The organism is Bradyrhizobium sp. LA6.8 (assembly GCF_040547935.1).
GTDB classification, from domain to species: Bacteria; Pseudomonadota; Alphaproteobacteria; order Rhizobiales; family Xanthobacteraceae; genus Bradyrhizobium; species Bradyrhizobium barranii.
The window spans coordinates 915689-928920 of record NZ_JBEPQQ010000001.1 but is presented as its reverse complement, the minus strand read 5'-3'; the positions used below and the strand labels follow the sequence as shown (position 1 = coordinate 928920).

The 13232-nt window shown below is 62.7% G+C and carries 16 protein-coding genes; 6 read left to right on the top strand and 10 right to left on the bottom strand.

From position 1 onward, the window contains the following. Positions 1–44: 44 nt before the first annotated feature. Both ABIA90_RS03960 and ABIA90_RS03955 read right to left on the bottom strand, forming a co-directional pair. Positions 45–530, bottom strand: coding sequence for a hypothetical protein (locus tag ABIA90_RS03960; protein ID WP_085404860.1), 486 nt, complete (start codon positions 528–530; stop codon positions 45–47). Beyond that, positions 527–1123 (bottom strand): hypothetical protein, encoded by a 597-nt coding sequence (locus ABIA90_RS03955; protein WP_354117361.1) that lies wholly within the window; start codon positions 1121–1123, stop codon positions 527–529. The genes ABIA90_RS03960 and ABIA90_RS03955 overlap by 4 nt, the downstream gene beginning before the upstream one ends. Before the next feature lie 202 nt (positions 1124–1325). Between ABIA90_RS03955 and ABIA90_RS03950 the strand changes: the two genes are divergently transcribed. The 4 genes from ABIA90_RS03950 (at position 1326) to ABIA90_RS03935 (ending at position 5138) form a co-directional block, all read left to right on the top strand. Then, entirely contained in the window at positions 1326–2156 is an 831-nt protein-coding gene (locus ABIA90_RS03950) for a class II glutamine amidotransferase (RefSeq protein ID WP_354117360.1), read from the top strand. Between the two features lie 20 nt (positions 2157–2176). Next, positions 2177–3403, top strand: coding sequence for a carboxylate-amine ligase (locus ABIA90_RS03945; protein WP_354117359.1), 1227 nt, complete (start codon positions 2177–2179; stop codon positions 3401–3403). Between the two features lie 26 nt (positions 3404–3429). Beyond that, positions 3430–3651 (top strand): hypothetical protein, encoded by a 222-nt coding sequence (locus ABIA90_RS03940; protein ID WP_175618061.1) that lies wholly within the window; start codon positions 3430–3432, stop codon positions 3649–3651. 347 nt (positions 3652–3998) lie between these two features. Then, positions 3999–5138: a hypothetical protein gene (locus ABIA90_RS03935; RefSeq protein ID WP_354117358.1), complete on the top strand. Its 1140-nt coding sequence runs from the start codon at positions 3999–4001 to the stop codon at positions 5136–5138. A gap of 59 nt (positions 5139–5197) precedes the next feature. On the opposite strand, the gene ABIA90_RS03930 is transcribed toward ABIA90_RS03935, so the two are convergent. The 5 genes from ABIA90_RS03930 to ABIA90_RS03910 all read right to left on the bottom strand — a co-directional run bounded on the left by ABIA90_RS03930 (position 5198) and on the right by ABIA90_RS03910 (position 7286). Beyond that, a complete protein-coding gene (locus tag ABIA90_RS03930; protein ID WP_354117357.1) occupies positions 5198–5818 on the bottom strand; it encodes a hypothetical protein in 621 nt (206 codons plus the stop codon). A gap of 28 nt (positions 5819–5846) precedes the next feature. Beyond that, positions 5847–6182, bottom strand: coding sequence for a hypothetical protein (locus ABIA90_RS03925; RefSeq protein ID WP_063984016.1), 336 nt, complete (start codon positions 6180–6182; stop codon positions 5847–5849). An 85-nt stretch (positions 6183–6267) separates the two neighbouring features. Further along, entirely contained in the window at positions 6268–6420 is a 153-nt protein-coding gene (locus ABIA90_RS03920) for a hypothetical protein (protein WP_187387736.1), read from the bottom strand. Positions 6421–6606: 186 nt separating this feature from the next. Then, complete coding sequence (locus tag ABIA90_RS03915) at positions 6607–6810, bottom strand: hypothetical protein (RefSeq protein WP_063984017.1); 204 nt, start codon at positions 6808–6810, stop codon at positions 6607–6609. After that, positions 6807–7286, bottom strand: a complete 480-nt coding sequence (locus ABIA90_RS03910; protein WP_354117356.1) for a hypothetical protein — start codon at positions 7284–7286, stop codon at positions 6807–6809. The genes ABIA90_RS03915 and ABIA90_RS03910 overlap by 4 nt, the downstream gene beginning before the upstream one ends. A gap of 464 nt (positions 7287–7750) precedes the next feature. Between ABIA90_RS03910 and ABIA90_RS03905 the strand changes: the two genes are divergently transcribed. Continuing rightward, entirely contained in the window at positions 7751–8758 is a 1008-nt protein-coding gene (locus ABIA90_RS03905) for an alpha/beta fold hydrolase (RefSeq protein WP_354117627.1), read from the top strand. Positions 8759–8866: 108 nt separating this feature from the next. Then, positions 8867–10162 carry a DUF892 family protein gene (locus tag ABIA90_RS03900; RefSeq protein ID WP_354117355.1) on the top strand — a complete coding sequence of 432 codons (1296 nt, stop codon included), beginning with the start codon at positions 8867–8869 and terminating at the stop codon, positions 10160–10162. Positions 10163–10431: 269 nt separating this feature from the next. Here ABIA90_RS03900 and gor read toward each other — a convergent pair whose 3' ends face one another. From gor to rpiA, 3 genes are all read right to left on the bottom strand, one after another. Beyond that, complete coding sequence (gene gor, locus ABIA90_RS03895; protein ID WP_063984020.1) at positions 10432–11820, bottom strand: glutathione-disulfide reductase; 1389 nt, start codon at positions 11818–11820, stop codon at positions 10432–10434. 131 nt (positions 11821–11951) lie between these two features. Further along, positions 11952–12500 (bottom strand): DUF2059 domain-containing protein, encoded by a 549-nt coding sequence (locus ABIA90_RS03890; RefSeq protein ID WP_071915171.1) that lies wholly within the window; start codon positions 12498–12500, stop codon positions 11952–11954. Between the two features lie 2 nt (positions 12501–12502). Beyond that, positions 12503–13228: a ribose-5-phosphate isomerase RpiA gene (gene rpiA / locus ABIA90_RS03885; RefSeq protein WP_028146742.1), complete on the bottom strand. Its 726-nt coding sequence runs from the start codon at positions 13226–13228 to the stop codon at positions 12503–12505. Positions 13229–13232 lie beyond the last annotated feature (4 nt).

Here is a 13232-nt window from a genome sequence, read left to right as displayed (position 1 = left end):
GATTCTCGGTGCTGGGAGGCTTCACCGAGAGTCTCCGTGGACCATCAGCTTGCGCAGGAATGCGCGACGACGCGCTCGCCCCTCACAACGGCTTCCGCCAGTTTGCGCCCGACGTCACCGAAATCCGATAGGGCAAGATAGCCTTGCGCGTACGCTTCCTGCGTCAGGCGTTCGAAGCGCTTGTCGTCTCCGGTCGACCATTGCTTGGCGATGTAGTCTGCCCCGGCTTTCCCGAAAATCTTGGGGTAGTGTTCCATGTCGTTCTGACGACGATAATAGTAGTAGTCGATATGGGCGACGAATTGCTTCCGCCCCTCTCCCGCGCAACGCGATCCATAAGGGCGCTCGAACGCCAGAGCGGTCTCGCGGCGCAAGCCTGCGCGACCGTCCACGAAGATCTCCTCGTTGGAGCCATAACCCGGACCATCGACCGGTGCTGCTGGTTGCTGGGCTGTCTTCTGCGGAGCGAATGCCCAGGCGGCGACCTGCCAGATGACAAGCGCCCAGACGATGAACCAGGCGCGGCTCATTTGAAGCTCGCCGACGCCTGCTGCCGTGGCAGGCATACCGGAGACGGGTCAAACAACATACCAGGCCCGGTGAACCAGAGAACGACGTCGCGGATATCCTCCGGGAAGTCTTCCTTGACGATGCCCTTTTGATTGAACGCCTCGGCCAGCTGCGCCTTGACGCGAACGTCCAGCGGCGTGGAATACGCGGCGTTCGCCCGATCGCGCTTCTCTTCACTGCAGAACATGCCCATTCTCGGATTTGGGCAGTCGTAGATCTTCACCCAGCCCCGCGCATAGGCCTCCGTAGCCGCCCTCAGGTTCGCCTTCATGGTGTCGTCGCACGGCGACATCGCGTAAGCGGTGCTTGCCTGCAATGCGTCCATCCGCAGTGCGTCTTGCTTCGGGTCCTTGTCGCTTTGGAGGGTGTGCTCCGCTTCCCAATCCTTCCGCTGCTTGGCCTTTGATTGCTCATCGCCAAACGAGGAACTGAGCGTGGGCCTCAATTCACCGACCAGCGAAACGTGCGACACCGGAAATCCGCGCATCGCCCAGGAGACGCCCACGAACGTGGAGACGAACGCCATGCAGGTGAAAAGAACAAATCGGCTCATGATGCGCACTCATTATTCGCGCGCAACCTAACCGTGTCGGCGTTAAGAGATGGATTAATGCGCGGGTTCCCGCAATGCAGGGTAAATGAACGTCTAAAACACCCCGCAGAAATGATCCGGACTTTGCAGAACACATCGCCTGGAACCCAACACAGGCGATCTTGTTGGTGAACCTTACGCCACATCCTGACAGGAAGGCCGCATGTGCCGCTGGATCGCATACCGGGGCGAGACCACCTCGTTCGAGCCTTACGTCACCGAGCCCGAGCATTCGCTGATCGCACAGAGCATCCGCTCGCTGCAATCCACCGCCGGCTCGAACGGCGACGGCTTTGGTCTCGGCTGGTATGGCGAGCATCCGGAGCCCGGCCTTTACCGCGAGACCCGTCCGGCCTGGTCGGATGAAAACCTGCGCTACCTCTGCCGCCATCTGCGCTCGCATCTGTTCTTCGCCCATGTGCGCGCCGCCACCGGCACGGCGGTGACGCGGCAGAATTGTCATCCGTTCGCCTGCGGCCAGTGGATGTTCATGCACAACGGCTTCGTCGGCAGCTGGAATCGCCTGCGGCGCAAGGTCGAGGCGCTGATCCCCGATGCCTACTACCCCTCGCGGCTGGGCGCGACCGATTCGGAAGCCGTGTTCCTCGCCATGATGGGCGCGGGTCTCGACAGCGATCCCCTTGGCGCAACGCAAACCGTGCTGCAATCGCTCGTCAGCCTGGTCAACGAGGGCGAGCTTCGTGAGCGCCTGCGTTTCACCAGCGCGATCGCAAACGGCCGGGATCTCTATGCGTTTCGCGTCGCGGTCAACGATGCCGCCAACACGCTCTATTATCGCGAGGCCGGCGGCGGCCAGGTCGTCGTCGTGTCCGAGCCGTTCGACAAGGAAACGGACTGGACGGAAGTTCCGCCGAATCACGCGCTGGTCGCGCGCGCATCCGAAACCGTGAAAATTGTTCCGTTCGACCTTGCAATTTCCAGTGAGGCCGACGCGGAACCGGCCCGGGTCAGGCGGATTATTGCCCGCAGGTAATACCACTGCCGGGTGGCCCTATGACATTTGCTTCGGACGTTTTGAAACTGCTGCGCCTCGATTCCTCCGACGACAGGCAGCACCTCGTCATCCGCTCTGCCGGCGGACGCGGCAAGGCGGCTGAATATTCCTTCGGCATCGAGGAGGAATACTTCCTCGCCGATCGCCGCAGCTTCGAGGTCGCGATCGAAACGCCCAACGCCCTGTTCGAGTCGGTGAACTGGTCCACCGGCGGCCAGGCGATGCGGGAGATGCTGCAATCCCAGCTCGAGGTTGCCACCAACGTTCACGTCGATGTCAATGACGCCCGGGAGGAGCTGCGGTTCCTCCGCCGCGAGGTCGCCAACGTCGCCGCGCAATACGGCTTCGTCATCATGGCCTGCGGCACGCATCCGACCGCGGTCTGGCGCATGTCCCAGCCGAGTCCGAAGCCGCGCTACGAGGAGATGATCGAGGATCTGCGCAGCATCGGCCACCGCAACATGATGTGCGGCATGCATGTGCACGTCCAGCTGCCCGATCCCGAGAAGCGGATGGCGGTGATGCGGGCGATGCTGCCGAATCTGCCGCTGTTCATCGCGCTGTCGGCCTCCTCCCCGTTCTGGAATTCCCACAAGACCGGGCTGAAGGGCTACCGGCTTGCCGCCTATTCCGAGCTGCCGCGCACCGGCCTGCCCGAACTGTTCGAAACCAGGCACGACTACGATGAATATGTCGGCGCGCTGCAACGCTCCGGCGTGATTCCCGACGAGAGCCATATCTGGTGGGCGATGCGGCCGTCCATGAGGCATCCGACCCTCGAGCTTCGCGCGCCTGACACCTGCACCTTCATCGACGACGCCGTTGCCATCGCCTCGCTCTATCGCTGCCTGACGCGCCATCTTTATCTGCGGCCGCATCGGTCGAAGGAGGTCACGGTGGTCGAGCGCGCGATAGCGGTCGAGAACAAATGGCGGGCCCAGCGCTACGGCACCGATTGCATCTTTGCCTCGAAGGACGGGCCGGTCACCATCTCGGAGCTGCTCGCCCGGACCATCGACGACGTCGCCGGGGACGCAGCCGCGCTGAACTGCGCCGCCGAGGTCGAGCACTGCCGGACCATCGTGGAGCGTGGCAGCTCGGCGGAATTCCAGCTTCGCGCCTATCGCGAGAATGCGGAGGACATCGGGGCGGTCTCGCGCTGGATCGCAGCCTCGACGATCGCGGGCGCGAGCGCTCCGATCGGAAGCGTTCGTGCGCCTTCATAGCGCCCGCACAAGCTTGGCGAACGACAATGTCGCTCCTGAATTCGGTGATCGTGGAGGAACGCGTGAATCGCGTCACGTCTTGCGCTGGCTGCGGCCACGGACTTGTACCGCTGCTTTCGGCCAAGGGCCGTGCGGAGCTCAGCTGCCTCTGGTGCGAAGGCATCGACGCGCGAACGGTGGACATGGCGAAGTGGGCGGACAGCCCGATCGGCAAGCCCGAACGGATCACCCGTCAGCCGTTCGAATGAGCGGTTTCACATGCCCGGCCGCCGGCCTTTGCTGATCGACGCGACCTGCGCGGCTGCACGCCTGCGCCGGGGCTTGCCGACAAATTAGACAAACCGCGCCCCGTCGCCGGGGTTGCGGGCTCCGCGATGAGGCCCAGGTAAGCCAGCCTAACGCGCCGTCTAACCTCAGGTGCAATCTCGATTTTTCATCGCGCCGCGCGGGGCCGCCGGGCCCGCGCATCGTGCTGCATCTCGACTGGCCCAGAATTCGCAAGGCAGCGTCAGGCCTGATTCCCTGCTCCCACGAATTGGCGCAGCAAGATGCGTGCGCCCGGAGACCGGATGAGCGGCAAAGATCGGAGAGTGCCATGAACGTGCATGCCGCCGGCGATCTCAAATTTACCGGCCTCACCCATCCGAACGGCGCGCCGCTACGCCTCAACGCTCAGGATTTCGTGGCGATCGATCGCGACAGGAATGCCAAGTTCGAAGCGACGTACCGGCCGCAAGCCCTCTACAACCGCGCGAACGAGGGCTTCCACGCCAACAACGAAACCTTCCTCCTGCACGAAGTGGCGACGAACCTGCCGATCTACCGCCCGGACACCGGCCCCACCGATTTCCACCTTCATCTTCCGCCGGGCGGCTTTCAGCTCGTGCTGGTCACCTCGGGCGCGTTCACCTTCGACTACGATGGGCGCTTCTACAATGTCGGCCCCGGCGCGGTGATGTTGCAAAGCGCGATCGTCCACCGCCAGCTGTTCTACACTTGGTCGGGACTGTCGACCGAAGAAAACCTGAAGACGCCGCAGACCGTGGTGCCCGACCCGATCTCGATGGGCTACTCCGGCAAATTCCTCGAAGCCTTCGTGACCGATCCGACGACCTTTCCGAACCCGACGATCGTCGGTCCGGACCAGATCAACGAGGCCGAGACGCCGCGCGTGGCCTGGAGCCACCCTCTGCACAACCGGCCGGCCGACGCGGGCTTCTGGCTTCAAGATCCCCTCGCGCTGGATGCGTTGTTCAAGCCACTCGTCGACGGTCCGATCAAATCGGCCTTGCCGGTGTACGTGCGCGACATCGGCATCGAAGTGCCGAGCGGCCATCTCGTCACCGGCCACATCATCGCAACCGACCCGCGTGGCCAGTCACTTCTGCCGAAGAGCACATCGACGGCAGCAGACGCCAGCTGTTTCGCCAAAGGCGAGGTCGCAATCTACCGCGTCATTCGCGGCACGGCCGAATTCAAGAACAAGGCCGGTGAGGCGATCGAGCTTGCGGCTGGCGATGTGGTGACGGCGGGCAAGAGCTCGATCAGCCTCGTCGGCCTCGGCGAGAACACGCAAGTGCTCCGCCTCGCTCTTCTAAAGGGCATGAACGACCTTTGCAGCTGGACGCCGACCCAGCGCGACGAGATCGACGGCCTCGCCGGCCAGATCATCACGCAGAAGGACATCCGCCCCCTGCGCACCGAGGGCAAGCCGGTTGGATATCTGTACGCGTAGCCGCACGAAAAGACGGCCCGCCGAAGCGGGCCGTCGCGATCTCATTGGCGCAATGATCCTTAACGCACTGATCCTCCGTAGAGCTGCCGCTCCTTGCGAACTTCGTCCGCACCGTAGGGCTTGCTGGCGGGATCGAACGACTTCCATCCGGTCTTCTGCCAGGCGGCGCTGCGGTCACGCAAATTGACCGACGACTCGTTCAGGACTGCGTCAAGGCGGGATCGATCGGCATCTGCGACCCGCGCCGACACCAGCGTGCCTCCCCGACGCACGCCCTCGGCGTAGGAGTCCGCATCTTCCCGCGAAATGCCGGCCTCAGTCATCGCTCCAACGACACCGCCGGTTGCGGCTCCGGCGGCCGCGCCGACCGCGGTCGCGGCGAGCCAACCGGCCGCAACGACGGGTCCGAGGCCGGGGATTGCGAGGAGGCCGAGACCGGCGAGAAGGCCGGCAGTGCCACCCACGCCCGCACCGATGCCGGCGCCCTTGCCGGCACCTTCGGCGCGATCGTCGACGCCATCGCGGTCACGGTCCACCTTCTTGTCGGTGTTGAACCAGCTGTCCGAATTATTGGCGACGATGCTGATGTCCGAATGCGGCACGCCGGCAGATTCGAGACGCTGAACCGCCTGCTGCCCAGTGCTGTAGTTGTCGTAAAGACGAGAAATTGTAACGGTCATTGTGTGTCCTTCTTATTTGCTTAATGGCTTACTTGGCCGAATTGACGTTGCCTTGAAAGTCGACGCTGACCGCGGTGGCAGATCCACCCTTGCTGGCATGGCCGCGCCAAACACCGTTGTCGTCCTTCTTCAGTTCGGTGACGTTGGCGTAGCCGGCATCCTCGATCTTCGACTTGGCTTGTCCTTCGGTGAAACTGTTGCGACCTGCGACAGGAGCGTCGGAGTTGTTTTGCCCCGCGCTATTGACCGCGCTGTTGTTCGGTCCGGACTGCGCCGGTGGATTTTGTGCCGAGGCCGGAGCGGCTGCGAAGGCGGTTGCCGCCGCGAATAAAGAAATGCAAACGATAAACGATGGGCGCTTCATGATGGTCTCCAGTGTCTAAGGAGTGATCCAAGCCCCCATCAGAGCTTTAGTTCCTACGTCTCGCGCTGTGACATCTCCTTCACGCTCAGGTTCTGAAGAATATCATCCACGTCATCACCATGAGGATGACTGCAAGTCCCACACTCACACCCAGCAGCATCAACACGCTGGGACCGAGCTCGCCTTGGCGCGCTTCGAGCGCAGTCTCAACGATGCGGCCGCTCTTGTCTCGATCCATGTCATCTGGTCCTTGCATTCCGAGGGAAGGTCGGCCGTTTGCTTGCGTCAGCCTCGGCAGCAAGAGCCATCAAGATGAGAAGCTTGCGCGCGGTTCACGCCAAATCGTCCATGGATCTCAATCGGACCCTTGGTGGTTCGTTACTATTGGCAAACGGTGAAAGCTCGGGCTCGAGATCTGCGCTGGCTATCCAGGCAAGCGGCGTCCCGGAGCGGTCAGACAGGAGTTGATATCGGCAGCCATCTTGTTCCGGTGTGCCTTGCTCAGCAGCGCATCCCGCTCTGGGCCGGGTTCAAGGTGCGAGGCCTCTTCACGCAACCTCAGTGCATCAGCTGCGAGACGCTCGGCAAGTGAATCCGCCTGACGCACGCGGTTGCGCTTCTCATTCATGACGAACGCCCCTGCGTTGGCATCGGAATCAAATCAGCGCTTTGCGGCTGCGGTCGCGAGACCGGCGGCGTCGCGCCATCGAGCCACTCCTGCGTCTCCGCGAGAGCGAGCCAGGCATCGCCCATGCTCCTGAACTGCTTGCGCGCCGCGTCGTTGGCAGCGGTGTCTTCCAGCGTCAGGCAGTGCCCGGCATTCTGCCGAAGATGCTCGGACTGGCTCAATTGGATATCAGTGCTGCTCGTGGCATCGGCAGAGGTCTGCCAGGAGTTCTTGCACACAGGGCACCGCCACTGATTGACGAAGTTCCCGGTAGGCAAGTAAGTCGCGTGCACGGGAGCCGCCACTATTCGCCCGCAGGCGGTACAGCCGTTGGGCCGTTGTGACGGGGATTGCTGTGTCTCGTCCTGAACCGCTTTCGCGCTCCAGCGGCGATCGAACTTGCGGCAGAGATGCAGGGGATAGGAGATAACGTTCAATGCGCGCCTCCGGTTGTGGCGGGAGCGCGGCAGCGTCTCTCTGTCACCGGCGCCCTGTCATGTCTGTGCGGGTGATATCCTGGATATGGTGTCGCAAATGCCATTCACCAGTGCGCGGCCCCGAGGAACCACGCCTTTACCTCCGATCTAAGGCATTTTCCGACTGCTGGCTGCATCGATTGGATTAGGAACATCTCTCCGTCCCTCCTGTTGCGTCTGTACGACATGATCCGTGAATGCGCATGCCGGGAGGTCCGGACCAGCACTGTTCCGGGTCCCAAGAAGGCGAAATCGATCCCTGCTCGATGGTGCTGATCCGGTCTCCGAACCGCACCCGCGATGCACGGAAATCTCCTCCAGCAAGAATCCGGCGCCATCGCGGTCGTGATGCGATCAAGGGCGTCAATGCGGAAGCGTCCCTTCCCCACTCTCCAACAGCTGGCTGCAGTCAGCGAAAGTGTCACATGCGCATACTGAAAAAACGTTCGCCGTCGCTGGCGACTACGACCCTTCGTACCCTGGCGGAGTATCCAATCGCCTCCGCCCTCATCGCGACTGCTGGCCTGATGGCCGGGGCCGCGTTCGTCAATCGGCGACTTGCCGACAAGGCGCAGCGCGATAATCCGCCCCAAGGGCGGTTCATCGACATCGACGGTGTTCGGTTGCACTATGTCGAGCGCGGGTCCGGACGCCCGCTGGTTCTGCTCCATGGCAATGGCAGCATGATCCAGGATTTCGAGTCGAGTGGCCTGATCGATCTTGCAGCCAAGGACTATCGGGTCATCGTGTTCGACCGTCCCGGCTTCGGGCACAGTCTGAGGCCGCGCAACGTGGTGTGGACGCCGGCCGCCCAAGCCGACCTTTTCAAAGACGCGCTTGCGCACCTTGGCGTCGACAAGGCGATCGTGCTCGGACATTCCTGGGGCGCATCGGTTGCGATCGCCCTGGCAAGCAGGCACCCCTCATTGGTCGAAGCCTTGATACTGGCGTCGGGCTATTATTTTCCGACGGCCCGCACCGACGCGATGATGGCGATGGCCGGGCCGGCGATACCAGGGTTTGGCGACATCCTCAGTCACACGATCTCGCCGATCCTCAGCCGCCTGATGTGGCCGACGATGCTGCGGCAGCTGTTCGGGCCCAAATCCGTCCCGGAAAAATTCGACGGCTTCCCCAAATCACTGGCGGTGCGTCCGTCGCAGCTTCGTGCGGGTGCCGCGGAAGCGGCGTTGATGGTCCCTTCTGCGATGCTGTCGGCGAAGACCTACGGCGAACTGGCCATGCCGGTCACCATCCTGGCCGGCGAGGACGACCGCCTCATCGACATCGACGAACAGTCCGGCCGACTGCATGACGAGATCAAGCACAGCAAGATGCGTCGCGTCCCGAATGCGGGTCACATGATCCAGCAATCAGATACGGCTGACCTGATGGCCGCTGTCGACGAAGCCGCGGCGGAAACGCTGCATTGAGCCACCTGATTCTCCCGAGAAGCATCTGGTCGCGGCACGATCCGAATTAGGAACGTCCAACACAGCGCTTAGTTGGCCCCGGTATCTCCTGTAGTCAAAGGTCTTTCCATGTATCATCACGTCAAAAAGCTCATGTTCACAGTCCGGGTCGACGAGCCCGATCCCCGGTTCGGCAATATGCTGCTAGAGCAATTCGGTGGCGCCAACGGCGAGCTTGCGGCCGCCATGCAGTATTCCATTCAGGGTCTCAATTGCGAGGATCCTGACCGTAAGGATCTCCTCATGGATATTGGAACCGAGGAGTTGAGCCACCTTGAGGTCGTCGGATCGCTCGCGCGCCTGCACTTGAAGCCCATGAAGTTCGATCGCGAAGCGGCGGAAGCCGATCCCTTGATCGCGATTGCCGGAGGCGGCGGCGTCAATCTGTTCAACTCGCAAGGCAGTGCCTGGACGGCAGATTATCTCAAGATCACCGGAGAACTCGACGTCGATCTGCGCAGCAACATCGCCGCAGAAGCTCGGGCCAAGATCGTCTATGAGCGCCTGATCAATTTCTGTGATGACGCCGGCACCAAAGACGCCTTGCAATTCCTGATGACACGGGAAATCACCCACATGAAGGCGTTCTCACGCGCGCTGGAAAGCATGAACAAGCCCACGTTCAGCATCGGCCGCATCGCTCCGACGCCCGGTCTCGTGAACCAGTTCTTCAACGATTCGACAGGGTCCGGCGACAATGGCGAAATCGACACCAGAGGTCCCTGGAATGAAGGCGAGGACTGGGTTTTCATGGAATCACCGGCACTCCAGAACGGCGATCCCGGTGCGGCGCCTTCCATCGTTGCCGAGAGCTCGCCATCGGAACCGTCCGTTGGCCTTGACGACCTGCTGATCGATCAGCTGCGGGATCTCCTGCACGCGGAGAAGCAGTTGACCAAGGCATTGCCTCAGATGATCGAGGCTGCCCGCTACGACCAGCTCTCCGAGCTGTTCACAGTTCACCTGGCCGAAACCGAAGCGCAGATCGAGCGTCTCGACGAGTGCTTCGAACTTCTCGGGAAGAAGCCGCGCGCCAAGGCTTGCAAGGGCATGCAGGGGCTTGTCGAGGAAGGCGACGAAGTGATCAAGGAGGGCGCCAGGAAGGACGATGCCGCCGCGGATCTCGCGTTGATCGGTGCGGCACAGCGTGTCGAGCATTACGAGATTGCCGGCTACGCGACCGCCCGCAACCTGGCGCAGCAGTTGCGTCACACCGCCGTCGTCGCGCTGCTTTCCAAGAATCTCGCCGAGGAAGAGAACGCGGATCAGTTGCTCAATCAGGTCGCACGTTCGTTGATGTCGGTTGCGAAGATGCCCGCCGCCATCGAGCAGACCTTCGCCGAGGATGAGCCCGCCGGAGGCTAGGTCGGCCTTGAACCATTGACCACAAGGCAACGCGGCCCCTGCAGGGGCCGCTGCGCCACCACAGCCGGAAAGGATCTAGCATGCCCCCGAAGATCAAAGAACATACCTGCCCGCTGTGCAATGGAACCGGCTTTCCCAAATCCAAGGAGCCAGCGCACCCGGGTCGCAAGATCTATCCAGTCAAATGCGAGTCCTGCCAAGGCAAGGGCAAGATATCGGAGATGACGTGACGTGATCTCAGTGCTTTGAGGTCGCGCTGAAGGCCGGTCCTACTCCGCCGCCTGACGCACATGGCGCGCCGTCGGCGTGCGCATGGTCACGAGCTCTTCGGCCGCGGTCGGATGCAGCGCGATCGTCGCGTCGAAGTCGGCTTTGGTCGCCTTCATCTTCACCGCGATCGCGACCACCTGGGTGACCTCGGCGGCACAATCGCCGACGATGTGGCAGCCGAGCACGCGGTCGGTCGAGCCATCGACGACGAGCTTCATCAGCACGCGGGTGTCACGGCCGGACATCGTCGCCTTGATCGGGCGGAACGTCGTCTTGTAGATGTCGACGTGGCTGAATTGCGCACGCGCCTCGGTCTCCGTCAGACCGACCGTGCCGACCTCCGGCTGCGAGAACACCGCGGTCGGAATGTAGGAATGATCGACCTGCACCTCGCGCTTGCCGAACACGGTGTCGGCAAACGCATGCCCCTCGCGAATCGCAACCGGGGTCAGATTGTGCCGGTGGGTGACGTCGCCGATCGCATAGATGTTGTCGACCGAGCTCTTCGAGAAATGGTCCACCGCGATGCCACCATTCTCGGGGTTGATGGCGACGCCGGCCTTCTCCAGGCCGAGATTGGCGACCGACGGATGGCGGCCGATCGCGAACATCACCTGGTCGGAAGCAAGGCTCGAGCCGTTCGACAGATGCGTGGTAAATTCCTCGCCGTGCCGATCGACCTTCGCCACCGTGCAGCCGGTGAGAATGGTGATGCCCTGTTTTTCCATCTCGCTGCGGACGTGGGCGCGAACGTCCTCGTCGAAACCGCGCAGGATGTTGTCACCGCGATAGATCACGGTGACGTCGGAGCCGTAGCCGGCGAAGATGCCGGCGAATTCCAGCGCTATATAGCCGCCGCCCTGGATCACGATCCGCTTCGGCAGCTTCTTCAGATGGAACGCCTCGTTGGAGGAGATCACGTGCTCGATGCCGGGGATCGAGGCGCCGTGGTTGGGCGCGCCGCCGGTGGCGATCAGGATGTATTTTGCGGTGATCTTCCGGTCGTTCTCGAGCAGGCGCACGGTGTGCTTGTCCTCGATCACCGCGCGACTCTTGACGACCTGCGCGCCCGACTTCTCGACATTCGTCGTGTAGGCCGCTTCCAGCCGCGCGATCTCCTTGTCCTTGTTGGCGATCAGCGTCGGCCAATCGAAGGTCGCGGGCGGAACGGTCCAGCCGAAACCGGCGGCATCTTCCAGCTCGTGACGGACATGCGAGCCGATCACGAACAGCTTCTTCGGCACGCAGCCGCGGATCACGCAGGTCCCGCCCATGCGGTACTCTTCCGCGATCATCACACGCGCACCGTGGCCGGCCGCGATGCGGGCGGCACGCACGCCGCCCGAGCCGCCACCGATGACAAAGAGGTCGACGTCGAATTCAGCCATTGTCCACTCCGACCTCTTCTTTCAGCGCATGATCCGGAGACGTGTGCAGCGGTTCTCCGATAGGACCATGCGCAAATAACACCCTAAAGCGCGATGACGCGCTTTAGGGATTTCTGATCAGATAGGTACTGTCAGATTTCCTTGCCACGCTTGCGCATCTCGGCACGGAAGGCACCCATCACGGTCTCGGAGAAGTTCTGGGCCCAGGAGTTCATGAAGGCCATGCTGAGGCCGATGGCGCGCGGCTCGGCGTCGATCAGCTTCTTGCCCAGCGGCGACTTGTAGAAGGTGACGAGGTCCTTCAGTTCCTGCTCGGTGAACTCGCTGGCATAGATCTGCGCCATGCCTTCGCCGATCTCGTTCTGGCGGCCGTTGAGCTGCTGGGCCACGATCGGCGCGACCTCGCTGAGCTCCTTCTGGTAGTTGAGATTCTGCTGGATCAGCGTGATCTTGGTCTTCTCGACCATGCCAGGCACGGCACCCTGATACATCGCGGTGGCGTTCTTGATCTGCAGGATCTCCTTGGCCGCCGCGATCGCCGCAGGCGAGGCTTTCGGCGGGGCCGGCGCGGGAGCAGCCTTCTGGGCCGGCGCGGCCTGCTGCGCGATCGCCGGGACCGCCGAGACGGCCAGTCCAGCAGCAAGCGTCGCGGCCGGCAAGAATCTCAATACGCTCTTCATTCCTAGTCTCCTTTCGGCTTACGCCGTTCAATCACGCGAATTCCCTCGCCGCCCGCCAAAACGGCCGAGCTGGCCAAGCCGATAAACAAGCCATGCTCGACCACGCCGGGGATCGAGCTCAACGCCTTGGCGAGGCCAGGCGGATCCACGATGCGTCCGAGCTGAGCATCGAGAATCCAGTGGCCGCCATCGGTGACGAAAACGTGGCCATCCTTGTCGCCGCCTTTGGCCTTGCGGACCGCCATTTGCCCGGAAACGCCGCATTCGGCAAATGCCTTCTCGATCGCGCGGCGCGTCGCGCCGAGCCCGAACGGGATGACCTCGATCGGCAGCGGAAAGCGGCCGAGCGTCGGCACCCATTTGCTGTCGTCGGCAATCACGATCATGCGATCCGAGGCGGCCGCCACGATCTTCTCGCGCAGCAGCGCGCCGCCGCCGCCCTTGATCAGGTTGAAGTCGGGATCGATCTCGTCGGCGCCGTCGACGGTGAGGTCGAGATGATCGATCTCGTCCAGCGTCGTCAGCTTCACACCGCAGCGCTCGGCATCGAGGCGCGTCGCCTCCGAGGTCGGCACGCCGATCACTTTCAACCCGGCCTGCACGCGCTCGCCGAGCAGCTCGACGAAATGCTTGGCGGTCGAGCCGGTGCCGAGCCCGAGCTGCATGCCGTCACGCACCTCCTCGAGGGCGCGCGCCGCAGCCTGCCGCTTCAACTGGTCCATGTTCACGATG